The sequence below is a fragment of the Aeromonas sp. EU05-FHT14A05 genome (assembly GCF_058791175.1).
The window spans coordinates 41,233-65,851 of sequence record NZ_JBYTDH010000013.1; the positions used below are offsets into that span (position 1 = coordinate 41,233).

At 62.1% G+C, this 24,619-nt stretch carries 25 protein-coding genes; 16 read left to right on the forward strand and 9 right to left on the reverse strand.

Going from position 1 to position 24,619, the window contains the following annotated elements; genetic code table 11:
• From AC3WR3_RS16930 to AC3WR3_RS16940, 3 genes are all read right to left on the reverse strand, one after another.
• Entirely contained in the window at positions 1–168 is a 168-nt protein-coding gene (locus AC3WR3_RS16930; protein ID WP_162852236.1) for a hypothetical protein, read from the reverse strand.
• 125 nt (positions 169–293) lie between these two features.
• Complete coding sequence (locus AC3WR3_RS16935; protein WP_492292476.1) at positions 294–1,790, reverse strand: aldehyde dehydrogenase; 1,497 nt, start codon at positions 1,788–1,790, stop codon at positions 294–296.
• 198 nt (positions 1,791–1,988) lie between these two features.
• Positions 1,989–2,531, reverse strand: coding sequence for a cupin domain-containing protein (locus AC3WR3_RS16940; RefSeq protein WP_139437613.1), 543 nt, complete (start codon positions 2,529–2,531; stop codon positions 1,989–1,991).
• 172 nt (positions 2,532–2,703) lie between these two features.
• Here AC3WR3_RS16940 and aptA point away from each other — a divergent pair, with 172 nt between their 5' ends.
• The 6 genes from aptA (at position 2,704) to AC3WR3_RS16970 (ending at position 9,218) form a co-directional block, all read left to right on the forward strand.
• Positions 2,704–4,035 (forward strand): omega-aminotransferase AptA, encoded by a 1,332-nt coding sequence (gene aptA, locus AC3WR3_RS16945; protein ID WP_492292478.1) that lies wholly within the window; start codon positions 2,704–2,706, stop codon positions 4,033–4,035.
• Positions 4,036–4,137: 102 nt separating this feature from the next.
• Positions 4,138–5,634: a CoA-acylating methylmalonate-semialdehyde dehydrogenase gene (locus AC3WR3_RS16950; protein WP_492292480.1), complete on the forward strand. Its 1,497-nt coding sequence runs from the start codon at positions 4,138–4,140 to the stop codon at positions 5,632–5,634.
• 83 nt (positions 5,635–5,717) lie between these two features.
• A complete protein-coding gene (locus AC3WR3_RS16955; RefSeq protein ID WP_042650122.1) occupies positions 5,718–6,446 on the forward strand; it encodes a glutamine amidotransferase-related protein in 729 nt (242 codons plus the stop codon).
• A gap of 155 nt (positions 6,447–6,601) precedes the next feature.
• Positions 6,602–7,573: a LysR substrate-binding domain-containing protein gene (locus tag AC3WR3_RS16960; RefSeq protein WP_005326177.1), complete on the forward strand. Its 972-nt coding sequence runs from the start codon at positions 6,602–6,604 to the stop codon at positions 7,571–7,573.
• 65 nt (positions 7,574–7,638) lie between these two features.
• Positions 7,639–8,478, forward strand: coding sequence for a PfkB family carbohydrate kinase (locus AC3WR3_RS16965; RefSeq protein ID WP_139437620.1), 840 nt, complete (start codon positions 7,639–7,641; stop codon positions 8,476–8,478).
• Positions 8,479–8,765: 287 nt separating this feature from the next.
• Positions 8,766–9,218 carry an Rrf2 family transcriptional regulator gene (locus AC3WR3_RS16970; protein WP_005326180.1) on the forward strand — a complete coding sequence of 151 codons (453 nt, stop codon included), beginning with the start codon at positions 8,766–8,768 and terminating at the stop codon, positions 9,216–9,218.
• A gap of 92 nt (positions 9,219–9,310) precedes the next feature.
• Here AC3WR3_RS16970 and AC3WR3_RS16975 read toward each other — a convergent pair whose 3' ends face one another.
• On the reverse strand, positions 9,311–9,823 hold the full coding sequence (locus tag AC3WR3_RS16975) for a ferredoxin-type protein NapF (RefSeq protein ID WP_247627693.1): 513 nt from the start codon (positions 9,821–9,823) through the stop codon (positions 9,311–9,313).
• Between the two features lie 137 nt (positions 9,824–9,960).
• On the opposite strand from AC3WR3_RS16975, the gene AC3WR3_RS16980 reads away from it, so the two are divergent.
• Together AC3WR3_RS16980 and rmuC are read left to right on the forward strand one after the other, a co-directional pair.
• Positions 9,961–10,176, forward strand: coding sequence for a hypothetical protein (locus tag AC3WR3_RS16980; protein ID WP_139437624.1), 216 nt, complete (start codon positions 9,961–9,963; stop codon positions 10,174–10,176).
• A gap of 55 nt (positions 10,177–10,231) precedes the next feature.
• Positions 10,232–11,563 carry a DNA recombination protein RmuC gene (gene rmuC, locus AC3WR3_RS16985; protein WP_492292484.1) on the forward strand — a complete coding sequence of 444 codons (1,332 nt, stop codon included), beginning with the start codon at positions 10,232–10,234 and terminating at the stop codon, positions 11,561–11,563.
• 81 nt (positions 11,564–11,644) lie between these two features.
• Here the strand turns inward: rmuC and AC3WR3_RS16990 are convergent, their stop codons facing one another.
• From AC3WR3_RS16990 to def, 5 genes are all read right to left on the reverse strand, one after another.
• Positions 11,645–13,087 (reverse strand): TrkH family potassium uptake protein, encoded by a 1,443-nt coding sequence (locus tag AC3WR3_RS16990; RefSeq protein ID WP_492292486.1) that lies wholly within the window; start codon positions 13,085–13,087, stop codon positions 11,645–11,647.
• Between the two features lie 93 nt (positions 13,088–13,180).
• Positions 13,181–14,557 carry a Trk system potassium transporter TrkA gene (gene trkA, locus AC3WR3_RS16995; protein WP_139437629.1) on the reverse strand — a complete coding sequence of 459 codons (1,377 nt, stop codon included), beginning with the start codon at positions 14,555–14,557 and terminating at the stop codon, positions 13,181–13,183.
• Positions 14,558–14,637: 80 nt separating this feature from the next.
• Positions 14,638–15,930, reverse strand: coding sequence for a 16S rRNA (cytosine(967)-C(5))-methyltransferase RsmB (gene rsmB / locus AC3WR3_RS17000; RefSeq protein WP_492292488.1), 1,293 nt, complete (start codon positions 15,928–15,930; stop codon positions 14,638–14,640).
• 60 nt (positions 15,931–15,990) lie between these two features.
• Complete coding sequence (gene fmt, locus AC3WR3_RS17005) at positions 15,991–16,935, reverse strand: methionyl-tRNA formyltransferase (RefSeq protein ID WP_492292490.1); 945 nt, start codon at positions 16,933–16,935, stop codon at positions 15,991–15,993.
• A 12-nt stretch (positions 16,936–16,947) separates the two neighbouring features.
• Positions 16,948–17,460: a peptide deformylase gene (def, locus tag AC3WR3_RS17010; RefSeq protein ID WP_043132215.1), complete on the reverse strand. Its 513-nt coding sequence runs from the start codon at positions 17,458–17,460 to the stop codon at positions 16,948–16,950.
• Positions 17,461–17,568: 108 nt separating this feature from the next.
• Between def and AC3WR3_RS17015 the strand changes: the two genes are divergently transcribed.
• The 8 genes from AC3WR3_RS17015 (at position 17,569) to spfP (ending at position 24,173) form a co-directional block, all read left to right on the forward strand.
• On the forward strand, positions 17,569–18,657 hold the full coding sequence (locus AC3WR3_RS17015; RefSeq protein ID WP_492292492.1) for a LysM peptidoglycan-binding domain-containing protein: 1,089 nt from the start codon (positions 17,569–17,571) through the stop codon (positions 18,655–18,657).
• Position 18,658: 1 nt separating this feature from the next.
• Positions 18,659–19,774, forward strand: a complete 1,116-nt coding sequence (gene dprA, locus AC3WR3_RS17020) for a DNA-processing protein DprA (RefSeq protein ID WP_492292494.1) — start codon at positions 18,659–18,661, stop codon at positions 19,772–19,774.
• Positions 19,767–20,240: a DUF494 family protein gene (locus AC3WR3_RS17025; protein WP_025325340.1), complete on the forward strand. Its 474-nt coding sequence runs from the start codon at positions 19,767–19,769 to the stop codon at positions 20,238–20,240. The genes dprA and AC3WR3_RS17025 overlap by 8 nt, the downstream gene beginning before the upstream one ends.
• A 55-nt stretch (positions 20,241–20,295) precedes the next feature.
• On the forward strand, positions 20,296–20,853 hold the full coding sequence (locus AC3WR3_RS17030; RefSeq protein WP_342059288.1) for a DNA topoisomerase family protein: 558 nt from the start codon (positions 20,296–20,298) through the stop codon (positions 20,851–20,853).
• 301 nt (positions 20,854–21,154) lie between these two features.
• The gene (gene tsaC / locus AC3WR3_RS17035) at positions 21,155–21,715 is read left to right on the forward strand and encodes an L-threonylcarbamoyladenylate synthase type 1 TsaC (protein ID WP_492292497.1); all 561 of its coding nucleotides are present in this window, start codon (positions 21,155–21,157) and stop codon (positions 21,713–21,715) included.
• 108 nt (positions 21,716–21,823) lie between these two features.
• The gene (hemF, locus tag AC3WR3_RS17040) at positions 21,824–22,732 is read left to right on the forward strand and encodes an oxygen-dependent coproporphyrinogen oxidase (RefSeq protein WP_492292499.1); all 909 of its coding nucleotides are present in this window, start codon (positions 21,824–21,826) and stop codon (positions 22,730–22,732) included.
• Positions 22,733–22,836: 104 nt separating this feature from the next.
• Complete coding sequence (gene aroE, locus AC3WR3_RS17045) at positions 22,837–23,658, forward strand: shikimate dehydrogenase (RefSeq protein WP_492292501.1); 822 nt, start codon at positions 22,837–22,839, stop codon at positions 23,656–23,658.
• A 467-nt stretch (positions 23,659–24,125) separates the two neighbouring features.
• On the forward strand, positions 24,126–24,173 hold the full coding sequence (gene spfP, locus AC3WR3_RS17050) for a small protein SpfP (RefSeq protein WP_462101308.1): 48 nt from the start codon (positions 24,126–24,128) through the stop codon (positions 24,171–24,173).
• Positions 24,174–24,619 lie beyond the last annotated feature (446 nt).

The following is a 24,619-nucleotide window of genomic DNA, read 5'->3' on the forward strand; positions in this document are numbered from 1 at the left end:
TCAACGTCCACGGCGGATCTTCTCTACATCCATGAGCAACCACAGCATGAGTGCGATGGCGGAGATCCAGGGACCCCAGGTCACATAGGCCTCACCCTGGCCCAGCATGAAGAAAAGCAGCGGCAGACCCACCACCAGAAACAGTACACTTCCCAGAAAAAATAGCATTTTTATCTTTATATTTAAGGGCTTGTCTATTTGATGATTATATCGATTGAGGCCGTTGAAGAAAGGGTAAAAATGAAAAAGGGGGATTTCTCCCCCTTTGTTGTCTGATCTCGTCATATTCGACGCTAATCGAGCTGGATCCAGGTGCTTTTCAGCTCGGTGTACTTCTCCAGGGCGTGCAGTGACTTGTCGCGGCCGTTGCCGGACTGCTTGAAACCGCCGAACGGCATCGTCATGTCGCCGCCATCCCAGTTGTTGACGAAGACGGTGCCGGCGCGCAGGGCGCGGGAGCCCTTGACCGCCTTGTTGAGATCCGCCGTCCAGATCGCCGCCGCCAGGCCGTAGTCGGTGTCGTTGCCAAGGGCAATGGCCTCTTCGAGGGTGTCGAAACCGGTCACCGCCAGCACAGGGCCGAAGATCTCCTCGCGGAAGATGCGCATCTGCGGGGTCACGTCGTCAAAGATGGTGGGCTCGATATAGAAGCCGCCGCTCTCTGTGTGGGTGCGCTTGCCCCCCAGCAGCAGTCTGGCGCCCTCCTGCTGGCCGATGGCGATGTAGTTCAGTACCTGCTCCATCTGGATGCCGTCCACCATGGCGCCGATGCGTGTGGCGGGGTCCAGCGGGTTGGCGGCTATCCATTCGCGGGCATGGGCCAGCAGGCGCTCCATGAACTGCGGCTTGACGCTGTTCTGCACCAGCAGGCGGGAGGCGGCGGTGCACACCTCGCCCTGGTTGTAGAAGATGGCGCCCACGGCGCTCCTGGCGGCGGCGTCCAGATCCGGCGCATCCGCCAGCACTATGTTGGGGCTCTTGCCGCCACACTCCATAAAGGCGCGTTTCAGATTGGACTTGCCGGAGCACTGCACCAGATGCTTGCCGATCTTGGTGGAGCCGGTGAAGGTGATGCAGTCCACGTCCATGTGCATGGCCAGCGCCTCGCCCACTGTATGGCCAAAGCCCGGCAGCACGTTGAAGACGCCGTCCGGGATGCCCGCCTCTTTCGCAAGGCCGGCGATGCGCAGGGCGGTGAGAGGGGATTTTTCGGACGGCTTGAGGATGACGGAGTTGCCGGTGGCCAGCGCTGGCCCCAGCTTCCAGCAGGCCATCACCAGGGGGAAGTTCCAGGGCACGATGGCGGCCACCACCCCGAGCGCCTCCCGGGTCACCAGGGCCAGGGCGGACTCTTCCACCGGGGCGACCTGATCGTAGATCTTGTCGATGGCCTCGGCGTTCCAGGCGATGCAGTTGGCGGCGGCGGGGGCGTCATAACCCATGGCATCGCCGATGGGTTTACCCATATCCAACGATTCCAGCAGGGCCAGCTCCACCTGGTTGAGGCGCATCAGTTCGGCGAAGCGTTGCATGACGAGCTTGCGCTGTTTCGGGGAGAGCCCGCTCCAGCGCTTGTCATCGAAGGCGGCGCGGGCGGCCTGCACCGCCAGTTCGGCGTCGGCGGCATCGCAGGAGGCCACCTTGGTCAGCAGCTGGCCGTTGGCCGGGTTGATGCAATCGAAGGTGGCGCCGTTCACGGCATCCCGGTAGCTGCCGTCGATAAAGGCTTGCGAGGGCAGGGTCAGATGGGCGGCCTTGTGTTGCCACTGGGCCAGGGTCAGGTCACTCATGTTCACTCCTTGAACCGGCAAAAAACGTCTTCGCGTATCAATATGCTAAACATCCTGCCGCTTGTAAATCCATCTTGTAACAATTCATTAAACACTTGCCGCTCCGTGCCCGAGGAAAGGCCCCGATCTGCGGCGGACCTCATCCAGGCAGCAGGGCCGTTTCGTGGAGGGGCGAGCGGCCCTGGCCACCCATGGGGATCAGAAGCTGGCCGGGGTGTTGGCTGAGATCAGCATGCACTCCTGCTCCCCCACGTTGCGGAAGCGGTGCGGGGTGCGGCTGTCGAAGTAGTAGCCATCCCCGGGGGCCAGCAGGTGTACCTGCTCGCCGACGGTGACCTCCACCTGTCCCCTGATGACGATGCCGCACTCTTCCCCCTCGTGACTCAGCATGTCGTCGCCGGTGTCGGCCCCCGGGGGCAGTACCTCCTGCATCATGCCGATGGCGCGGTTGGCCCGGCTGTGACCCACCAGTCGATAGCTGATGGGGTGGGTGCCGAGATCCGGCATGTCGTCCGCGCGGAAGATCACCTCGGAATCCATCTCCGTCTCATCGGTGAAGAAGCTGGCCAGCGACATGGGGATGCCTTCCAGCACCTTGCGCAGCGACGCGACCGAGGGGCTCACCTGATTTTTCTCGATCTGGGAGATAAAACCGTTGGTCACACCGGAGCGCTTGGCCAGCTCGCGCTGGGAGAGGGCCGCCTTGGTGCGAACCGCCTTGAGGCGGTGACCGATATCCATCGATAGACACTCCTTGACTGTTTACTATTATTAAAATTGTGTTAAATATCTTATACCACCCCTGGGGGGTGACACCAAGCAGGGCGATGAAAGGCCCTTTTTTATGGATTCAGGTGTTTAATTTAATAGGCATCAGCCAAGTGTTACTAAACGCCTTAAGGATGAGGTGACCATGAAACCGATTAGCGACATCAATACCCCTTCCGACATGTCCGCCTTCTGGATGCCCTTCACCGCCAACCAGCAGTTCAAGGCGGCGCCGCGCATCCTGAAGTCGGCAGAGGGGATGTATTATCACTCAGAGGATGGCCGCAAGATACTGGATGGCACCGCCGGGCTCTGGTGTTGCAACGCGGGCCATGGTCGGCGCGAGATTGCCGAGGCGGTTTCCCAGCAGATCTCCCACCTCGATTTCGCCCCCACATTCCAGATGGGCCATCCTCTACCGTTCGAGCTGGCCAACCGGTTGGTGGAGATAGCCCCCAAGGGCTTCGGCCACGTCTTCTATACCAACTCCGGCTCGGAGTCCGTCGACACTGCGCTCAAGATAGCGCTGGCCTGGCAGCGGGCCCGCGGTCAGGGCACCCGCACCCGGCTCATAGGTCGCGAGCGCGGCTACCACGGGGTCGGCTTCGGCGGCATCTCGGTGGGGGGCATTCCCGGCAACCGCAAGTGGTTCGGCTCCCTGCTTGGGGGGGTGGATCACCTGCCCCACACCCTCAACATAGGGAAAAATGCTTTTACCAAGGGGCTGCCCGAGGAAGATCTCTCCCTGGCCGACGAGTTGGAGAAGATCGTCTTCCTCCATGATGCCAGCAACATAGCGGCCGTCATCGTCGAGCCCATCGCCGGCAGCACCGGCGTCATCATGCCCCCCAAGGGCTACCTCAAGCGCCTTCGGGAGATCTGCACCAAACACGGCATCCTGCTGATCTTCGACGAGGTGATCACCGGCTTCGGTCGTCTGGGCTCCGCCTTTGCCGCCCAGGAGTTCGACGTCATTCCCGACCTTATCACCTGCGCCAAGGGCCTCACCAACGGCGCCATCCCCATGGGGGCGGTGCTGGTCCAGAACCACATCTATGACGACATGATGGCCGCCGGCAAGGGCGCCATCGAGCTGTTCCACGGTTACACCTACTCGGGCCACCCTGTGGCCGCTGCCGCGGGTCTGGCGACCCTCGAGATCTACCGCAGCGAGAACCTGCTCCATCGCGCCGCCGATCTGGCGGGCTACTGGGAGGAGGCGGCCCATTCGTTGAAGGGCTGCAAGCATGTGAAGGATGTGCGCAACTACGGCCTGGTGGCAGGCATAGAGCTGGAATCCATGCCGGATGCGCCGGGCAAGCGCGCCTACGAGGTGTTCGTGCGCTGCTTCGAGAAGGGGGCGCTGATCCGGGTGACCGGCGACATCATCGCCCTGTCGCCCCCCCTCATCATCGAGCGCAGCGAGATCGATGACCTCTTCACCCTGCTGCAGGACGTGTTGCAGAGCCAGGAATAACGTTTCACCCGATTGCATGGCGCCCGCCGGGCGCCCTCTTCCTGTGCCTGATGCCCACGGCCGCGCGCAGGAATGACGCGAATGACCCATCACGGAGGATTTATGAGTTACAGGATCGACAACTTCATCGACGGCGAAACCACAGAGAGTCGCAGCGAGCGTTTCGGCGCCATCTTCGATCCGGCCACCGGCCAGCAGCAGGGCACTGTGGCCCTCTCCACCGCCGCCGAGTGCCTCGATGCCATCGCCAGCGCCGAGCGCGCCTTCGCCGACTGGTCCCAGACTCCGCCGCTGGTGCGGGCACGGGTGATGTTCCGCTTCAAGGAGCTGATGGAGCAGCACAGGGACGAGCTGGCCCGCCTCATCAGCCGCGAGCACGGCAAGGTGTTCTCCGACGCCCAGGGGGAGCTGACCCGGGGGCTGGAGGTGGTGGAGTTTGCCTGCGGCATTCCCCATCTGCTCAAGGGGGAGCACTCCCTCAACGTGGGCCGCGGGGTGGACAGCCACTCCATGATGCAGCCGGTGGGGGTCTGCGCCGGCATCACGCCGTTCAACTTCCCGGCCATGGTGCCGCTCTGGATGTTCCCGGTGGCGCTGGCCTGCGGCAACAGCTTCATCCTCAAGCCGTCCGAGAAGGATCCCTCCCTCTCCCTGCGCATGGCCGAACTGCTCAAGCAGGCGGGTCTGCCGGACGGGGTGCTGAACGTGGTCAACGGCGACAAGGAGGTGGTGGACGTGCTGCTGACCGATCCGCGGGTACAGGCGGTCTCCTTCGTCGGCTCCACCCCCATCGCCCAGTACATCTATGCCACCGCCTCGGCCCACGGCAAGCGGGTGCAGGCCCTGGGCGGCGCCAAGAACCACATGCTGGTGATGCCGGATGCGGATCTCGATCAAGCGGTCTCCGCCCTGATGGGGGCGGCCTACGGCGCGGCCGGCGAACGCTGCATGGCGATCTCGGTGGCCCTGGTGGTCGGCGATGCCACCGCCGATGCCCTGGTCGCGAAACTCTCGCCCCTGGTGGCGGCCCTGCGGGTCGGACCCGGCCTCGGCCAGAGCCCGGAGAACGAGATGGGCCCCCTCATCAGTCGCGAGCACCTGGCCAAGGTGCGCGGCTACGTGGATCAGGGGGTGGCCGAGGGAGCCGAACTGGTGGTCGATGGTCGCGGTGTCAGCCACGGTGAGGGCTACTTTATCGGCGGCAGCCTGTTCGACCGGGTCGGCCCCGAGATGCGCATCTACCGGGAGGAGATCTTCGGCCCCGTGCTCGCCATAGTGCGGGCGCCGGACTACGAGACGGCCCTGCGCCTCATCAACGAACACGAGTACGGCAACGGCACCGCCATCTTTACCTGCGACGGGGATACCGCAAGGGACTTCACCACGAGGGTTCAGGTCGGTATGGTAGGGGTGAACGTACCCATCCCTGTGCCCATGGCGTTTCACAGCTTCGGTGGCTGGAAGCGATCCATCTTCGGGCCGCTCAACATGCACGGGCCGGACGGGGTGCGCTTCTATACCCGGATGAAGACGGTGACTGCACGCTGGCCCCAGAGCCTGCGGGCCGGCGCCGAGTTCTCCATGCCGACCATGAAATGATCAACATGCAGCAGCTAGCCCTGGCATGGCCCGGCGGAAGGAGTCCGCCGGCGTGTCCCGCTATCCCTGTGAAGGAGTGACAGATGCGACTGGGAATTCTCGATTGTGACCGGCTGGACCCCGACTTGGTTGGGAGTTTCGGCCCCGTTTACTCCGAGATGTTTATCAAGGGATTCCGGGCGCTGGCCCCGGCGTTGGAATACAGGGTCTGGTCGGCGCTCGACGGCGAGCTGCCGAGCGACTTGAACGAGTGCGATGCCTGGCTCATCACAGGCTCGCGCCACGATGCCTACAGCGACATCCCCTGGATCCTGGCGCTGCGCGACTGGATCCGGCGGGCCCACGATGCCAACGTCAAGCTGGCCGGCATCTGCTTCGGTCATCAGGTGATCGCCCAGGCGCTGGGGGGAGAGGTGGTGAAGTCCACCAAGGGCTGGGGGCTGGGGGTCTCGGTTCACCCCATGCAGGAGGCGAAACCCTGGATGCAGCCGGGGCTCGAGACCATACGGATCCTGGCCAGTCATCAGGATCAGGTGGAGCAGCTGCCACCGGGGGCGACCCTGCTGGCGGGCAACGATTTCTGCCCGAACTTCATGTTCCTGCAGGGGGATCACATAGTCGCCATCCAGGGTCATCCGGAGTTTTCGGTGGAGTACAACCGGGCGCTGATCGAGCGGCGGCGGGATCGGTTGCCCGACGAACACTACCAGAGCAGCCTCTCCTCCCTGGAGGGAGAAGTGGACTCGGCCACCATGATGCAGTGGCTGCTGCAGTTCCTCGGCATGCTGCCGGTCGGGCCTGCCGTGCGCTGAGCGTCCGTTTGTCATATCCACCCTGCAGATGCTAGATTTTGTAGCAAAATGAAGGATCAAGCGGTGATATGCCGAGCTCGGATGGTACACTGGCCGCCATTTGTGGCGGCCTTGTCCATCTGACGACAGCCGCGCCAGCCTGTGAGGGTGCAACCTTGAAACTACAGCAGTTGAAGTATCTGATCGCGGTGCGGGACCACAATCTCAACGTCTCCGTCGCTTCCGATGCGCTCTATACCAGCCAGCCTGGGGTGAGCAAGCAGATCGGCTTGCTGGAGAGCGAGCTGGGGGTGCGCATCTTCGAGCGTCGCGGCAAGCACCTGCACAGGATCACCCCTGTGGGGGAGGAGATCATCAAGTGTGCCGAGGCCATGCTCAACATAGAGAGCAAGATCAAGGCCATCTCCCGGGAGTACCTGGACCCGACGGTGGGCACCCTCAACATCCACACCACCCACACCATAGCCCGTTACCTGCTGCCGAAAAGCGTCACCTATTTCACCAAGAAGTACCCCAAGATCTCGTTCCACCTGCACCCCGTGATGTCAGCCACCAAGGAGCAGATCAGCAAGGGTTACTCGGATTTTTCCATCGTGGCCCACGAGATCGGCTTCGACAAGGAGCTGATCGCGCTGCCCGCCTATCTCTGGACCCTGTCGCTGGTGGTGCCCCAGGATCACCCCCTGGCCAAGGTGAAGAAACCGACCCTGGAGCAGCTCTGCCAGTATCCCATCCTCAGCTACGAGAGTGGCGCCACCGGGCGTCAGGTGCAGGACAGGGTGTTCCAGGCGGCCGGCCTCAGCCCCAACTACTACATGACGGTGATGGATGCGGGGGTCATCAAGCGCTACGTGGAGCTGGGCTTTGGCATCGGCATCATCTCGTCGCTGGTGGCCAACGACACCGACGCCCCCGGCCTGGTGGCCATCAATCTGGAGCACCTGTTCGAGCCCTGCCCGGCCCAGCTCTGCTTCAGCAAGAGCATCCTCTTGCAGAACTACATGTATGACTTCATCAGCTCCTTCTCCCCCCATCTCACCAAGGAGATGATCCAGAACGTGATGCAGCAGCCGACCCAGGCGCGCATCGACGAACTGCTGGTCGGGGTGGAGCTGCCCGTCTACTGAGTCGTCTTCCGTGACAGATCCGGTGCCGCTGGGTGCCGGATCCTGCCCGCCCTGCCGAGGTCCCCATGTCCCGCATCCTGCTGCTTGCCAATCTCAACTGTGATCATGTGCTCTCCCTGGCCGAACCTCTGGTGGCGGGGGCGCGCCTGCAATACGTGGATCAGGGACGCAGGCTCGGCGGCGGCGCCGCCAACACCGGCATAGGGCTGGTGTGGGCGGGGCACGAGGTCATCATCGCCTCCCGCATCGGGCTGGACGAGACCGGCGACTGGCTGCTGGAGCAGGCGGCGGGCCATGGGCTGGACTGCTCCCATGTGGAGCGCTTCGGCGGCGAGACGGGGGAGCTGCTGGTGCTGGTGGACTCCACCGGGGAGCGCACCATTCTGAGGCGGCCACGTCGCCCGGATCTGCCCGGCGACCTGCCGCTGGAGGGGGTGGACTGCCTCTATGTGAACTACCCCGGCACCGCCATCATCGGCTACATGCGCCAGATGCTGGGCAAGAGTTTCGTGGTGGCCCAGTATCCCAAGGGCGGGCAGGCTCGCCGCCCCTGCCACGTGCTGGTGGCCTCCCGCGCCGATCTCGCCGAGGTGGGCGACCCCTGGCAGCATGCCCGCCAACTCGCAGGAGATCAGCTCGAATGGCTGGTGCTGACCGAGGGCAAGGCGGGGGCCGTGGCCATCCACGGCGAGGAGCAGGTGCGGGTGGCGGCGCGGCCTGTGTCCGTGGTCGACACCACGGGGGCGGGGGATGCCTTCGCCGGCGGCCTTATCCACGGTCTGGCCCGCGGCATGGCGATGAGGGATGCCCTGCAGTGTGCGGTGGACTGGGGCGCCTTCGCGGTCGCCTCCGAGAGCTCCATCCCCTCCCAGGCCCTGAAAACCTGGTTGAAGCATCCCCACTGACAGCCGCGCACCGGCCCGCTCGCCGGACTGTGGCCCTGTGCCTGCCGATGGAATTTAGCCGCCGGAAATGGCCAAAACCCCGCCTCGAGCCGGCAAGTTTGCGATCAATCAAAGAAAGTGTCGATTTATGTACATCTTCGTCGACACCCGCCAGAGCTGCTCTTAACCTTGTCACTCCACGACCCGGCTGAAGACGCGACACCTGTGCGGGCGCACGTGCAGTCTCACCTCTCTGGCCACTGGCTGTCGTCCTGATTTCTGGCTTGTAGTAAGAGGCAAGTGCGACCATGCAACTCACACGATTTACCGACTATGCCCTGCGTACCCTGACCTTTCTGGCCATCCAGCCCGGTGATCGCCTGTCGACCATCACGGAAGTGGCCGACACCTTCGCCATCTCCCGCAACCACGTGGTCAAGATAGTGCATCAGCTCGGCATCAAGGGGTACATCGAAACGGTACGTGGCAAGCATGGCGGCATCCGTCTCGGCCGCTCCGCCGTCTCCATCAACCTGCGCGACGTGGTGATGGACATGGAACACGTGCTCTGCCCGGTGGACTGCAAGCGCGAGAACTGCCGCCTCTCCGGCGGCTGCCGCATCCAGGGCATACTGCGCCGCGCCATGAACGCCTTCCTCGAGGTGCTGGGGGAGTACACCCTGGCGGATGCGGTGCGGGATCCGACCCGGCTGTGCCACCTGCTGGGGATAGAGCAGGACAATATCCTGACCATGGCCTGAGGGTCATGACGATGAAAGGGCCCCGAGGGCCCTTTTTGCTGTCTGGCATGCATGCTGGGGACGGAGCTGGGGGCGTCGGAATGCCGGTGCCGTCAGAGCTGGGGGATCAGGGTGATGGCGCCGTGCAGGCAGGCGAGGCCGCAGGCACCGCAACCGTCGCAGGCCGCCATGTTGACGCTCACCCCCTCGCTGCTGGCCTTGATCGCCTGCTGGGGGCAGGCATCCTCACACAGCAGGCAGTAGAAGCCCTGACGGGCCTGACAGCTCGCCTCTATCCTGACCCGGGTCTGTACCTGACGGCCGAGCCTCAGATCCAGCGCCCCGGTGGGACAGGCTCTGGCGCAGCTGCCACAGTAGCTGCACTGGCCGCAGGCGAGATCCAGCACTGGGGTGCCGGCGATGGGGGTGCCGACATATTCGGGCTGGTCGGCGGGTTTGAGCAGACCGTTGGGGCAGGCCTTGAAGCAGTCGCCGCAGCGGCGGCACAGGGCGAGGAATTGCGACTCTTCGATGGCCCAGGGCGGGCGCGCCTCGTGGCAAACCATGTCCGGTTTGCGGGTGCCCCCCAGTGCGTGCGTCAGCCAGCGACAGAAAAAATGAGTCATGCCCACCCCTATACCTATTAGGGGTTAATTTTATCCAGTTTTCCGTCGGCAAGCCAGAGAATAGCGCCGGCCAGGATCGCAAGCCGGGTTGCCCTTGTGTAAGCTAGGCGGGTCTTTTTGCGGGATCTGATGAACTCATGTGGTTATTTCTGTGGCGTGCTTCTCTGCTGTATATCTTCCCCCTGCTGATGTGGGCCTACTGCCACATCAAGGAGATCGAGTTCACCGAGCTCGACACCGGGGTCAACAGTCACAAGTGGGTGGTGCTGGCCGCCTACCTCATCTATGTCCTGTTCTGGTTGCTGCTCAACCGTTACCTCGAACTCTTTCTGCGCCAGCGGAGCCGCCGATGACAGGGTTGTCTGCACGAGTTGATCTCCAGCGCTTCCTGCGTCGGCGGAGTCGGCGATGATCCCGATGACGACCTGGCTGCCTGCCTTGCTGGCCGGTCTGCTCGCCCTGCTCCTCGGCTGGCTGGCGGGGCGTCGCACGGCCCGTGAGGAGGCACTGCTCATTGAGGAGCGCCATCAGGCGCTGCAGGACAGGTTCGACGAGCTGCAGGACGAGAAGATGCTGGGCCAGCAGAAGCTGGAGCAGCAGCAGGCCCTGTTGCTCAAGCTCACCGCCCGCCTCAAGGATGCCGAAGCCACCCTGCGCAGCGAGCGCATCGCCAGCGCCGAGAAGCTGCAACTGCAACAGCAGGCGGAGGCTCGCCTCAGCCAGCAGTTCGAGAACCTCGCCAACCGTATCTTCGAGCAAAACTCCGGTAATTTCCGCGAACTGAACCAGAACAGCCTGGATCTGCTGCTGACCCCCCTGAAGGAGCAGCTCGAGGGCTTTCGTCGCCAGGTGGGGGAGACCCACGCCCAGGAGACGGCCCAGCGCCACAGCCTCAGGTTCGAGCTGGAGCGCCTCGCCGAGCTCAATGCCCGCATGACCGAAGAGGCCGCGGCCCTGACCCGGGCCCTCAAGGGGGACAGCAAGCAGCAGGGCAACTGGGGGGAGGTGGTGCTGGCGCGGATCCTCTCCGAGTGCGGCCTGCGGGAGGGCCACGAGTACCACACCCAGGTCAATATCGAGGTGGACAAGGGCAAGCGCTATCAGCCCGACGTCATCGTCCACCTGCCCCAGGACAAGGACATCATCATAGACGCCAAGGTGTCGCTGACCGCCTACGAACGCTGGTACAACGCGGGGGACGAGCTGGAGAGGGCGGTGGCGCTCAAGGAGCACGTCGCCTCGGTGCGCAACCACATCCGCGAGCTGGGCCGCAAGGATTACCAGCAACTGCCCGGGGTGCGCACCCTGGATTACGTGCTGATGTTCGTGGCGGTGGAGCCTGCCTTCCTTACCGCCCTGGAGGCCGATCCCTCCCTGGTGCGTTACGGGCTGGATCACAACATTCTGCTGGTGAGCCCCACCAACCTGATGGTGGCACTGCGCACCATAGAGAACCTGTGGCGCTACGAGCGGCAGAACCAGAACTCGCGCCAGATAGCGGAGCGGGCCGGTCGTCTCTACGAGAAGCTGCGGCTGTTCGTGGAGGAGATGCAGCAGATGGGGGGCAGCCTGCACAAGGCGCAGGAGAGCTACGACAAGGCGATGGGGCGGCTGGTCAACGGCCGTGGCAACCTGATCGCCCAGGCCGAGCGTTTTCGCGAGCTGGGGGTCGAGGTCACCAAGCCCCTGCCGGAGCCCCTGGTCAACCGTGCGCTGGAGCGGGAAGACTCCGCCGACTGACGCAACGGCGGCGGTCGAACTCAGACAAAAAGGGCAGCCCGCGGGCTGCCCTTTTTGTCATGGTGATCCGCGACGCCAGCCTCATTGCCGCCAGAACGAGGGGAAGCAGATCACCGCCACCGTCAGGATCTCGAGCCGCCCCAGCAGCATGCCGAACGACAGTATCCACTTGGCCGAGTCCGGCAGGCTGGCGAAGTTGGTGCTGGGCCCGATGACGGGGCCCATGCCCGGGCCCACGTTGGCCACCGCCGTGATGGAGCCCGAGATGGCTGTCAGGGGATCCAGGCCGATGGCGGCAAGCAGGGCGGCGATCAGCAATATGACGGCGAAGTAGACCAGCACGAAGGAGATCAGGGAGCGGATGATGGCGTCGTTCACCGGGCGGCCATTGTACTTCTGGGGGAAGACACCGGAGGGGTGCATCAGCTGGCGCATCTGCTTCTTGAACAGGGCGAAGGCCACCTGCACCCGGAAGATCTTGAGGCCGCCCGAGGTGGAGCCGGAGCAGGCGCCGAGCGCCAGCAGGATCATGAAGATGATGCTGGTGAGAGGGCCCCAGGTACCGAAGTCCCCGAGGCCATAGCCTGTGGTGGTAATCACCGAGACAATATTGAAACTACTGATGCGCAGAGCATCCATGAAACCGTAAATGTCCCTTATCCAGAGATAGAAGGTGACCACCACCGTCACCCAGACCACCAGCCAGAAGAAGCCCTGCACCTGGGCATCCTTGAGCAGGCTGTTGTCACGGCGGGAGAGGGCCTGCACATAGAGCAGGAAGGGCAGGCCGCCGAGGAACATGAAGAGGGTGCCGATCCAGTGCGCCTCGTTGGAGAAGTGGGACATGGATTGGTCCGAAGTGGAGTAGCCCCCGGTGCTGAGGGTCGTCATGGCGTGGTTGACCGCCTCGAACAGCGTCATGCCGCTCACCCAGTAGGCGAGGAAGCAGAGCATGGAGAGCACCAGATAGACCACCACTATGTTGTTGGCCACCGTCTTGGCGCGGGGCGCGCTCTTGTCCGACCAATCCGAGCTCTCGGTCTGGAACAGCTTCATGCCGCCGACGTTGAGGTAGGGCAGCACGGCCACCGCCATCACGATGAAGCCCACGCCCCCGAGCCACTGCAGGATGGAGCGCCACAGCAAGATGCTGTGGGCCATGCCGTCGAGCCCCGACAGCACTGTGGATCCCGTGGTGGTGACCCCTGACATTGTCTCGAAGTAGGCGTCGGCAAAGCCGATATGGGTGATGAAGACGAAGGGCAGGGCGCCGAAGATGCAGGCCACCACCCAGACCGAGGTGGTGAGCAGGAACATCTCCCTTACCCCGAGGTGAAACTCGGCCTTGCGCCCGTAGTGCAGGCAGAGCAGGGCGGCGCCGTGGGTGATGAGCACGGACTTGAGAAACTCGACGAAACCCTCGGAGCCGGTGAGCAGCGCCAGCAGGGTGGGCAGCCACATGAAGAGGGCCAGCTTGGAGAGCACCAGCCCGAGGGTGAAGACGATGGGACGCAGCTTGATCATGCAAGATAACCTGGTCGTTGATTGAAAAAAGACCCGGACCTTCCCTCTGGGAAGTGTCCGGGTCTGAATGTCGCAGCCTGTTGCATGGGGTGCTTACAGGAAGAAAGGGCTTGGCTGGAACAGGCGTTCCACTTCCGGGATGTACTTCTTGTCCACCAGGAACATCACCACATGGTCATCCTGCTGGATCTGGGTGCGATCGTGGGCGATCAGCACCTCATCCCCCCGGACCACGGCGCCGATCGTGGTGCCCGGCGGCAGCTTGAGCTCGCCCACCGTCTTGCCCACCACCTTGGAGGTGTTCTCGTCACCGTGGGCGATGGCCTCGATGGCTTCGGCGGCGCCGCGGCGCAGGCTGTAGACGTTGGCGATGTCGGCACGGCGCACATGGGTCAGCAGGGCCGAGATGGTGGCCTGCTGGGGCGAGATGGCGATGTCGATGGAGCCGCCTTGCACCAGATCCACGTAGGCGCCGCGCTGGATCAGCACCATTGTCTTCTTGGCACCCATCTTCTTGGCGAGCAGGGCCGACATGATGTTGGCCTCGTCCTCGTTGGTCACCGCGATGAAGACGTCGATCTGATCGATGTGCTCCTCCGCCAGCAGCTCCTGATCCGCCGCGTCGCCGCAGAAGACGATGGTGTGTTCCAGGTTCTCCGAGAGCTGCTCCGCCCGCTTCTGGTTGCGCTCGATAAGCTTGACGCTGTAGCGCTTCTCCAGCTGGCGGGCAAGGCCGGCACCTATGTTGCCGCCCCCGACTATCATGATGCGGCGATAGGGGCTCTCCAGGCGTTGCAGCTCCGACATCACGGCCCGGATGTGGCCGGCGGCGGCGACGAAGAACACCTCGTCATCCGCCTCTATGATGGTGGTGCCTTGCGGGCGGATGGAGCGACCCTGGCGGAAGATGGCGGCTACCCGGGTCTCGATGTTCGGCATGTGATCCCGCAGGGTGGAGAGGGCATTGCCCACCAGGGGGCCGCCGTAGTAGGCCTTGACCGCCACCAGGCCCACCTTGCCACCTGCAAAATCAACCACCTGCAGTGCACCCGGATACTCGATGAGACGACGCACATAGTCGGTCACCAGCTGTTCGGGGGCGATCAGGTGATCCACAGGCACGGATTCCGGCAGGAACAGGCGATCCCGCTCCACCAGATAGGCGGGAGAGCGGATCCGCGCCACCTTGTTCGGGGTGTTGAACAGGGAGTAGGCCACCTGACAGGCGATCATGTTGGTCTCGTCACTGTTGGTGACCGCGACCAGCATGTCCGCATCCTGGGCCCCCGCCTCCCGCAGCACCCTGGGGTGGGCGCCGTGGCCGTTCACCACCCGCAGGTCGAACTTGTCCTGCAGCTCCCGCAGGCGGTCGCTGTCGGTGTCGACTATGGTGATGTCGTTGTTCTCGCCGGCGAGGTTTTCCGCCAGGGTGCCACCCACCTGACCCGCACCCAGAATGATGATTTTCATATGGACATCTTACTCAAGATTGTTGCTTCGAAACGAGGCAGGCCAGCCTGTCGCCCGGACTCGGCATCCGGCTGCACGGCCTACAGCTTGATCAGCTTGGCATAATAGAAGCCGTCCATCTCCGCCTCGCCGGGCAGGAACTGACGACCCGGGCAATCCGGGTTGTCCTGCTGGTGCAGCGGCACCAGACGGGCATCCTTGGTGTCAGCCAGGAAGGCGCGGATCTGGTCGCGGTTCTCTTCCGGCAGCACCGAGCAGGTGGCATAGAGCAGGGTGCCGCCGCTCTTCAGCTTCGCCCAGAGGGCATTGAGAATGCGGCGTTGCAGCTCGGCCAGCTCACGGATGTCCTGATCCCGGCGCAGCCACTTGATGTCCGGATGGCGGCGGATGACGCCGGTGGCTGAGCAGGGGGCATCCAGCAGGATGCGGTCGAACTGACCCTCTGGCCACCACAGATCCGGCGTACTGGCATCCCCGTGGATCACCCGGGCGGTGAGGCCGATGCGATCCAGGTTCTCCTGCACCCGGGTGAGGCGGTTCTCATCGGCATCCACGGCCACCACACCGGCGAGGGCGGGCTGCAGCTCCAGCAGGTGGGCGGTCTTGCCGCCGGGGGCGGCGCAGGCGTCCAGCACCCAGTCACCCGGCTGGGGATCGAGCAGGCGTGCGGCCTGCTGGGCGGCACCGTCCTGCACCGAGCAGTCACCGGTTTCGAAGCCGGGCAGCTTGGTCACATCGCAAGGGCGCTCCAGCAGGATGCAATCCTCACCCTCTTCGCCAGCCACCGCATTGATGCCCACTTCGGCCATGCGGGCCAGCATCTGCTCGCGGCTCTGGCGCAGGCTGTTGTTGCGGATCCACATGGGGGGGCGCTGGTTGTTGGCCTCCATGATGAACTCCCAATCTTCGGGATAGGCCTGACGCAGACGCTTGGTGAGCCACTCGGGGTGACCGAGGCGGATGCTGGGCACCCGGTCGATGCGCAGCAGTATGACTTCGGCGCTGCGCTGGAAGTTGCGCAGCACACCGTTGATGAGGCCGCGCAGTGAGGTGCCCTTGAGCAGCTTGACGGCATTGACGGTCTCGGCCACGGCGGCATGCGCCGGAATGCGGGTGTAGATGAGCTGATAGAGACCGACCAGGATCAGATAGTGGAAGATGCGGCTCTTGTTCTTGAGCGGCTTGTCCATCATCTCGCTCACCGCCGCGTCGAGACGGGGCAACCAGCGCAGGGTGCCGTAGCAGAGTTCTTGCAGGAGGGCGCGATCGCGAGGCGCCACCTTCTCCTGGGCAGCAGGCAGAACAGCGGAGAGGGATTGGCCCTGATCCAGCACCTGTTGAATAACGAGAGCGGCCTGTGCACGTGTTTTCATAGAGTTACCTTAGATGCGCAAGTCGGGGCCTGGGCCCCGCTTGTGTCAATTCAATCCAGTTCAATGCAATTGCGTGCCGGGTTCAAACCAGTCGCGGCGAGAGTTGAGCAGATCCGGGACGGACATGGCCTTCTTGCCGGGCGGTTGCAGGGTCAGCAGACGCAGCACTCCCTTGCCGGTGGCGACGTCGATCCCCTGCTTGTCGGCCTTGAGCAGGGTGCCGGCGGGTTGGCCATGGTCGCTGTCGATGACCTCGGCCTGCCACACCTTGATGGTCTGCTCCGCGACCTCGAACCAGCTGATGGGCCAGGGATTGAAGGCACGGATGCAGCGCTCGATGGCGACGGCCTCCATGGACCAGTCGATGCGCGCCTCTTCCTTGGAGAGCTTCTGGGCATAGTTGGCCAGCGCATCGTCCTGCGCCTCGGCAGCTGTGTCACCGGCGGCCATGGCATCGAGGGTGTCGACCAGCGCCTGCGGGCCCAGCTCGGCCAGCTTGTCGTAGAGGCTGGCGGAGGTCTCATCACTGGCGATGGGGCAGCTCACCTTGCGGATCATGGCGCCGGTATCCAGCCCCACATCCATCTGCATTATGGTGACGCCGGTTTCGGCATCCCCCGCCCAGATGGCGCGCTGGATGGGAGCCGCGCCGCGCCAGCGGGGCAGCAGGGAGCCGTGCACGTTGAGGCAGCCCAGCCGCGGAGTGTCGAGCACCGCCTTGGGCAGGATCAGGCCATAGGCCACCACCACCATGAGATCGGCGCCAAGGGCAGCCAGCTCGGCCTGGGCCTCTTCATTGCGCAGGGACGCCGGCTGGTAGACCGGCAGATCGTGGGCCAGCGCCAGCTCCTTGACCGGGCTGGCGGTCAGTTTCTGGCCGCGGCCCGCGGGCTTGTCGGGCTGGGTGTAAACGGCGATGACCTCATGGTCGGAAGACAACAACGCCGCCAGGTGACGGGCGGCGAAGTCGGGGGTACCGGCAAAAATCAGTTTCAGCTTGTTCAATGGGGCAGATCCTCAGAGGACTTTGCGATCTTCACGGGCCATCTTTTCCAGCTTCTGACGGATGCGCTGGCGCTTGAGCGGGGACAAGTAATCCACAAACAGCTTGCCGACCAGATGATCCATCTCATGCTGTATGCAGATAGCGAGCAGATCGTCCGCTTCCAGCTCGAATGGCTTGCCGTGGCGATCCAGCGCCCGGACCTTGACCCACTCGGCGCGCGGCACCAGGGCGCGGCTGCCGGGGACCGAGAGGCAACCCTCTTCGATGCCGGTGCTGCCTGACTGCTCCAGGATCTCCGGGTTGATCAGCACCAGCTGATCTTCACGGTCTTCAGAGACGTCGATGACGATGATGCGCTGATGAACGTCGACCTGAGTCGCGGCCAGGCCTATGCCTTCCTCCGCATACATGGTTTCGAACATATCATCTACAATCTGTTGTAACTCGGGTGTAATGGTCTCGACAGGGGCTGCGACTGTGCGCAGGCGCTCATCGGGGAAACGCAATACATCTAGAATGGCCATAGTTTTTTCTTTAGTTTCATGTAAACGCAGTCAATATTGACGTAATTCTAGTCATTTACGTCGACAAAAAACAGCAACACTTTGCGTGCAGAAGTAACAGGGAGTGTTATGCATCTGAAGCAAATCATCCTCGCCTGTCTGGCGACAGCCCTGGCCAATGGTGCCATGGCACAGCAGTTGACGCTGAAATCCGGCTATCCCGAGAGTTATGTGGTGCAGAAGGGGGATACCCTCTGGGATATCTCGGGCCAGTATCTGGCCGAACCCTGGCTCTGGCCACGTCTCTGGAACATCAATCCCCAGATTGCCAATCCACACTGGATTTACCCAGGTGACGTGCTGCAACTGAGCTGGGTCAACGGCGAGCCGCGTCTGGGCAAGGCCAGCCAGGGCGGCAAGCAGGTTATTCACCTGTCTCCCAAGAATCGCTACGAGAACAAGGCCAATCCCATTCCAACCCTGCCCCTCAGCGAGATAGTGCCCTTTCTGCAAACCGATCACATTCTGGCCGACAGCCAGCAGAGCAAGGATCTGCCCTATGTGCTTGGCAATAACGACAAGCATATCGGCATGCTGGAGGGGGACACCCTCTATGTACATGGGGCGCTGAATCCGGGTCAGAGTTACGGCATCTATCGCCCCGGGGTGACTTACAAGGACAAGCTGACCGGTGAGCTGCTCGGCCAGGAGGCGATTTTTGTCGGCACTGTGCGGGCGGAGGATCGCCAGGGCAACGACAGCACCAGAGTCACGCTGACGCACAGCAGGCGCGAGGTGTATCAGGGAGACAAGGTCATCCCGTTGCCACCGCAGGAGAGCCTCTCTGCCGTCTTCATGCCAAAGGCGGCGCCGGTGATTTCCCCCGGTTATGTGATAGAGCTGCCGAGCAAGGTGCGCGGAGGAGGCAAGTTCGACGTTGTGCTCATCAACAAGGGGCAGCGGGATCAGATTGCGCCAGGCGATGTGCTCGAGATTTTGCGTCCGGGAGCCGAAATGGTGGAAAAGAATGGCAAGGTCTCGTATCGGGAATATGCTTCCGTCTATGACAAGGCATTCCACTCTGCTGGCAAGTCGTCCCTGCCCGCCGAAGCGGTTGCCAGGGTCATGCTGTTCAAGGTGTATGACAAGCTGAGCTATGGCCTCATCCTGCAGAGCCAGGACTTGGTCAGCTCGGGTTATCAGGTCAGTAACTTCTGACGTGCCACTTCCACTCGGGCGGCTGTCGCTGTGGCTGACGCTGGATGCGGTGACCGGCATAGGCCCGGTCACCGCCGCGCGCCTGCTGGCCCATTTTGGTGGCGACATCACCGCTCTGTTTGACTCAGACGATGGCACCCTGCGATCGCTTGGTCTGCAGAGCGCCCAAATTCAGCAGATGAGATGGCCCCTGCCGGTTGTGGATCAGGGGCTGAGCTGGGCCGAAGCGCCTGGCAATCACCTCCTTTGTCTCGATGACTCTGCCTATCCTGCCTTGCTTAAAGAGATCCCCGCTGCCCCCTTGCTGCTCTATTGCCGCGGGGATCTCGCTGCCCTTTCCCTGCCACAGCTGGCGATGGTGGGAACTCGTCACCCCACCTATGCAGGCAAGGACAACGCCGCCCGTTTGTGTGCCGAGCTGGTGGAGAGCGGCCTGGCGATCACCTCCGGATTGGCGCTGGGCATCGATGGCATCTGTCACCAGCACGCCTTGGCATCGGGCGGTGTGACGCTGGCGGTGCTGGGCTCCGGGCTTGACTGTCTCTACCCAAAGCGCCATCAGGGCCTGGCGATGCAGATCCTCGAGCACGGCGGTCTGCTTGTCTCCGAGCTGGCGCCGGACCAGGGGCCGCTGGCGGAACATTTCCCTCGCCGCAATCGCATCATCAGTGGCCTGTCGCTGGGCACCCTGGTGGTGGAGGCGGCCGAGCAGAGCGGCTCACTCATCACGGCCCGCTACGCGCTGGAGCAGGGCCGCGAGGTCTTTGCCGTACCGGGTGCCCCGCAAAATACCCAGGCTGCGGGGTGCAATCGCCTGCTTCAGCAAGGGGCCAAGCTGGTATTGAATGCGGCAGATGTCATGGAAGAGCTGCCTGCCCTTGTGCCGTTAAAGAGGTCGACGGGCCCTTCTCCCGAGCCATTGCATAATAGCGAATTGCCTTATGCCGATTTGTTGGATAACGTAGATTATGAGACCACGAGCGTGGATACCGTTGCCGAGCGGGCCCAGCTTCCTGTCGAAGTGGTATTGGGCAGGTTGGTAGAGCTGGAGCTGGCCGGTGCAGTGATGGCGGTAGCCGGTGGATACGTCAGAGCGAGGAGGGCGAATCATGTTTGATGTATTGATGTACCTTTTCGAGACCTACATCCACAGCGATGCAGATGTGATGGTCGAGCAGGATGAACTCACCGACGAACTTAGCCGGGCCGGTTTCAATCAGGACGAGATTGAGAAGGCGCTCAACTGGCTGGAACGACTGGCCAATCTGCATGACAGCGAGCGGGAGGTGTATGTCACCGCCAGCGCGCAAGGTTCGATGCGGATCTACGCCCCGCAAGAGCTGGCTCGCCTCAGCACAGAGTGCCGTGGTTTCCTGCTGTTCCTGGAACAGGCCCAGGTGCTTAACGCCGAAACCCGCGAGATCTGTATCGAGCGCTTGCTGGAGCTGGACAAGCCGGATATCGAGCTGGATGACCTGAAGTGGGTCGTCATGATGGTGCTGTTCAACGTCCCGGGCAGTGAGAATGCCTACCAGCAGATGGAGGAGCTGGTGTTTGACGAGTCAGACGGTGTCATTCACTGACAGTCCGGTGCCGCGCTGGTAGAATTCAGGTCATCTGGATTCCAAGGCGCGGCCCATGTCAAAAATCGATCATCACCTCTTTTCTGCCCACGAACATGTATTCGAGCGGGAGCCGTGCCCGCAGTGTGGTGCCGAGCTGGTGATCCGTCAGGGCAAGCATGGCCCCTTCTTGGGCTGTTCGGCCTACCCCTCCTGTGATTACATTCGTTCCCTGACGCCCTCCGGCCGCGACATCGAAAAGGTGCTCGAAGGATCGGCCTGCCCCGATTGTGGCCAGCCGCTGGCGATCAAGAAGGGGCGCTACGGTCTGTTCGTGGGCTGTACCCAGTATCCGGCCTGCCAGCATATCGAGTCCCTGCAGGAGAGCGACGATACCCAGATCCTCTGCCCCGAGTGCGGCAAGGGTCATCTGGTGAGCCGCACCTCCCGCTATGGCAAACAGTTTTACTCCTGTGATGCCTATCCACACTGCAAATATGTGGTGAACGACAAGCCGATCCCCATGCCCTGCCCCGCGTGTGGCTGGGGCATCATGATCGAGAAGAAAGTGAGGGGGAGTCTGCGCTGGGTCTGTCCGCAAAAGAAATGCTGTCATCAGATTGAGCGGGTATAATCCTGCCGCCATAAGCCGGCAGGCAGCTTGCTGGCAAGGGAGTGTTTCATCTGGATTTATCACCTTGCCGTGAACCGCCCCTTTATGGCCGTGCCGTTGGGCGCCGATCCCGATGTTGCCGCACCGCCAGCCTCTTGACCTGCCCGGCATCGCAGGCGCTGCACTGGCCGATGATGAGCCGGCGCCCTGGCGGGTCAAACGTCCGAATGTACTGAAGAGGTGAGGGCACCAAGGTCCCTAATGTCGGTTCAACTTACAACCCAGTGATGAGAGGTGGCAGCCCGGCTGTCGCATTTTTTCTATGCCAAACGAATTTGAACAAGCGATCGCCGCCCTGCACCGCGAAGGGGTGATCGCCTATGCCACCGAGGCCGTCTTTGGCCTGGGATGTGATCCCGACTCCGAGGCTGCGGTTCAGCGCCTGCTGGCCATCAAGCAGCGTCCGGTGGAGAAGGGCCTGATCCTGATCGCCGCCGATCTGGCCCAACTGCAGGATTACATCGACCTGGGCCAGCTCAGCAGCGAGCAGCTTGCTCGCGTGCAGGCGAGCTGGCCAGGCCCCTTCACCTGGATCATGCCTGCCCGTGCGACCACGCCGGCCTGGCTGACGGGTCAGTTCGATACCCTGGCGGTGCGTGTCACGGCCCATCCTCAGGTGCAGGCCCTGTGCCGCGCCTTTGGCAAACCCCTGGTCTCGACCAGTGCCAACCTGACCGGCGAGGAGCCTGCCCGTCGGGTGGCCGAGATAGGTGAGCTGTTGGCAAGCCAGCTGGCTTATGTCCTGCCCGGCGAAGTCGGGGGACAAGCCAATCCATCCGAGATCAAGGACGCCCGTACCGGCGCCATCATTCGTCCCTCCTGAGGGGCGGCAAGTGCCTGATTTGCGGTCATGACGGGCGATGTGCTCATGGCGTGACACCACAATATAAAATGGACGGGACGATCAAGATCCTGCCTGACTGGAGACAAGATGAGCAAACCGGATGTGGCCCAGGTCAAGGCCTTCCTGCTGCAGTTGCAGGACGAGATCTGTCGGGGACTGGAGCAGGCTGACGGCGCCGGACACTTCGTGGAGGATGCCTGGCACCGCGAAGGCGGTGGTGGAGGCCGTACCCGGGTGCTGCGCCATGGCGCCGTGATCGAGCAGGGCGGGGTCAACTTCTCCCATGTCTATGGCGATGCCATGCCGGCGTCGGCGACCGCTCACCGTCCCGAACTGGCCGGCCGCAAGTTCGAGGCCATGGGGGTCTCGCTGGTGATCCATCCGCACAACCCCTATGTACCGACCAGCCATGCCAACGTCCGTTTCTTCATCGCCGAGAAAGAGGGCGAGGCGCCCATCTGGTGGTTTGGCGGCGGTTTCGATTTGACGCCCTTCTATCCGTTTGCCGAGGATGTGCAGCACTGGCATCAGGTTTCCCGTGATCTCTGCCAGCCTTTTGGTGATGAGATCTACCCCGAGTTCAAATCCTGGTGCGATCGCTACTTCTTCCTCAAGCATCGCAACGAGACCCGGGGTGTGGGTGGCCTCTTCTTCGATGATCTGAACCGCTGGCCCTTTGCCGACTGCTTCGCCTTCATGCAGGCGGTAGGTCGGGGTTATCTCGATGCCTATCTGCCTATTGTCGAGCAACGCAAGGCGCTGCCCTATGGCGAGCGGGAGCGGGCGTTCCAGCTCTATCGTCGAGGCCGTTATGTGGAGTTCAACCTGGTGTATGACAGGGGCACCCTGTTCGGGTTGCAGACCGGCGGACGTACCGAGTCGATCCTGATGTCGATGCCCCCCCTGGCTCGCTGGGAGTATGACTGGCAGCCGGAGGCGGGCAGCCCCGAGGCCTTGCTCTATACCGACTACCTCACGCCACGAGAGTGGCTGTGACTCGAGGGGCCTTGACGGGCCCCTTTTTACTGGCCGATATTCGGCTTGTTCCCGACTGAGAAAACCCGTTAAATCGGGTGATCACCCTCTGATGGAACTCTTTGATGGATCGTTATCTGGTTTTTGGCCACCCGGTGCGCCACAGCAAGTCCCCCTTCATTCATACCCTGTTCGCCAGACAGACTCAGCAAGAGCTGGTGTATGGGCTGGCCGAGCCCGCCGTCGATGAGTTTGCCGCTACCCTGCGCAGCTTCTTTGCCCAGGGAGGCAAGGGGTGCAATGTCACAGTGCCTTTCAAGGAGCAGGCATTCGCCCTGGTCGATCGACTGAGTCCAAGGGCCAAGCGGGCAGGCGCGGTCAATACCATCAAGCTGACCGATGATGGCGTGCTGCTGGGGGACAACACCGATGGCACCGGGCTGGTAGCCGATCTCAAGTCCCATGGGGTGACGCTGGCAGGCAGCCGGATCCTGTTGCTGGGGGCCGGTGGGGCGGCTCGCGGTGCGCTGGCGCCGCTGCTGGCGGAGAAGCCGGGCGAGTTGGTCATCGCCAACCGCACTCATGGAAAAGCGCAGCAGCTGGCTGCCGAATTTCAGGATCTGGGTGCGCTCAGTGCCAAGACTTACGAGCAGTTGGCGGGGCCGTTCGATCTCATCATCAATTCCACTTCCGCCAGTCTGCAAGGGGAGCTGCCGCCGCTGGCGCCTGCCCTGATCCACGCCGATATCGCCATTTACGACATGATGTACGGTGCGACGGACACGGCCTTCATTGGCTGGGCCAAGCAGCATGGTGCCCGTCAGACCATGGATGGGCTCGGCATGCTGGTGGAACAGGCTGCCGAAGCCTTTACCGTGTGGCGCGGCATCCGGCCTGGCACCAAACAGGTGTTGAGAGAGCTGAAGCGCAACCTGGGCACCTTGTAAGTAGGTTTGCTTATCAAACTGGCTGGGAGTGGCACAACCGCGAATGTGCAGTCCCGCAGACGGGCTCTGGCAACCTCACCCTCTGGTATCTGGGCAGAACCTCTCTCATCCTCGGGGAAAAGTGCTCCCCTCGAGCAGGAGAGTGAAATTGCCACTATTTTGAAATGGGATTTAAAGCGATAAATAACAATGCGTTACGATGCGCTCAAGCTAGTGTTGTTCGCGTTTATCAAGTTTTTTCTCAAAGCAGCGGAACTTGTGCGAAATGGTGCTGACTAACTAGATAGTTGAGGAAGTGCTAGCTAGTCACCTTTATAACTCCCCGGTATTTATACTGGGGATTTTTTTATCTTTTTGAAAAATATAGAAATTTACCTCATCCATTCTAAGTGAAACTAAATTACATAAATTACTTTCACTTTCTGCTGCTTTGCTGTACAGTTATCAGCGTAGGGTACAGAGGTAAGATGTTCTATCTTTCAGACCTTTTATTTCACGTAATTGAATGTGGCTGAATAGCAGCCCCGATGAGTCATCGTCGGGGTGTTTTTTTATGCGAATCATTTAGAGTAAATGCTTTAAATTGGGCGATCTTTTGTTAGAATAGGGATGTTTCTTGAGGAAAACCAATCGTCTTTGTTCTCGAGAACTCGCTTTTTCCCAATTTTTTGAACTCATTTCTTCGGGCCGGTTCGCGACAGCGAGACTGGCCTCATTTTTATCCCTTTCTATCCCCTTGCTGTAATAAACTTTCAGTTTCGTTGATGTTCGGCATTATTCCCGGCTTGTCTGGCGGGAGAGATGAAAACGGTGTCAAGGAGGGGTAAGTTAATTTTCACAACAGCCTAACGTTCTATCTCTCTGATTAGAAAGACTTATAAGAAATAGAGATGGGTTGTAACAGAAGGGGGAGTGGGGGCTGGCCCGGGCAGGGGAAAACTGAAAGTCTTTCAATCAGCGG

Bases quoted from the DNA above. Each gene is read 5' to 3' on its own strand.
- AC3WR3_RS16930 (WP_162852236.1), bottom strand. From the start codon at position 168: ATGCTATTTTTTCTGGGAAGTGTACTGTTTCTGGTGGTGGGTCTGCCG.
- AC3WR3_RS16935 (WP_492292476.1), bottom strand. From the start codon at position 1,790: ATGAGTGACCTGACCCTGGCCCAGTGGCAACACAAGGCCGCCCATCTG.
- AC3WR3_RS16940 (WP_139437613.1), bottom strand. From the start codon at position 2,531: ATGGATATCGGTCACCGCCTCAAGGCGGTTCGCACCAAGGCGGCCCTC.
- aptA (WP_492292478.1), top strand. From the start codon at position 2,704: ATGAAACCGATTAGCGACATCAATACCCCTTCCGACATGTCCGCCTTC.
- AC3WR3_RS16950 (WP_492292480.1), top strand. From the start codon at position 4,138: ATGAGTTACAGGATCGACAACTTCATCGACGGCGAAACCACAGAGAGT.
- AC3WR3_RS16955 (WP_042650122.1), top strand. From the start codon at position 5,718: ATGCGACTGGGAATTCTCGATTGTGACCGGCTGGACCCCGACTTGGTT.
- AC3WR3_RS16965 (WP_139437620.1), top strand. From the start codon at position 7,639: ATGTCCCGCATCCTGCTGCTTGCCAATCTCAACTGTGATCATGTGCTC.
- AC3WR3_RS16970 (WP_005326180.1), top strand. From the start codon at position 8,766: ATGCAACTCACACGATTTACCGACTATGCCCTGCGTACCCTGACCTTT.
- AC3WR3_RS16975 (WP_247627693.1), bottom strand. From the start codon at position 9,823: ATGACTCATTTTTTCTGTCGCTGGCTGACGCACGCACTGGGGGGCACC.
- AC3WR3_RS16980 (WP_139437624.1), top strand. From the start codon at position 9,961: ATGTGGTTATTTCTGTGGCGTGCTTCTCTGCTGTATATCTTCCCCCTG.
- rmuC (WP_492292484.1), top strand. From the start codon at position 10,232: ATGATCCCGATGACGACCTGGCTGCCTGCCTTGCTGGCCGGTCTGCTC.
- AC3WR3_RS16990 (WP_492292486.1), bottom strand. From the start codon at position 13,087: ATGATCAAGCTGCGTCCCATCGTCTTCACCCTCGGGCTGGTGCTCTCC.
- trkA (WP_139437629.1), bottom strand. From the start codon at position 14,557: ATGAAAATCATCATTCTGGGTGCGGGTCAGGTGGGTGGCACCCTGGCG.
- rsmB (WP_492292488.1), bottom strand. From the start codon at position 15,930: ATGAAAACACGTGCACAGGCCGCTCTCGTTATTCAACAGGTGCTGGAT.
- def (WP_043132215.1), bottom strand. From the start codon at position 17,460: ATGGCCATTCTAGATGTATTGCGTTTCCCCGATGAGCGCCTGCGCACA.
- AC3WR3_RS17015 (WP_492292492.1), top strand. From the start codon at position 17,569: ATGCATCTGAAGCAAATCATCCTCGCCTGTCTGGCGACAGCCCTGGCC.
- AC3WR3_RS17025 (WP_025325340.1), top strand. From the start codon at position 19,767: ATGTTTGATGTATTGATGTACCTTTTCGAGACCTACATCCACAGCGAT.
- AC3WR3_RS17030 (WP_342059288.1), top strand. From the start codon at position 20,296: ATGTCAAAAATCGATCATCACCTCTTTTCTGCCCACGAACATGTATTC.
- tsaC (WP_492292497.1), top strand. From the start codon at position 21,155: ATGCCAAACGAATTTGAACAAGCGATCGCCGCCCTGCACCGCGAAGGG.
- hemF (WP_492292499.1), top strand. From the start codon at position 21,824: ATGAGCAAACCGGATGTGGCCCAGGTCAAGGCCTTCCTGCTGCAGTTG.
- aroE (WP_492292501.1), top strand. From the start codon at position 22,837: ATGGATCGTTATCTGGTTTTTGGCCACCCGGTGCGCCACAGCAAGTCC.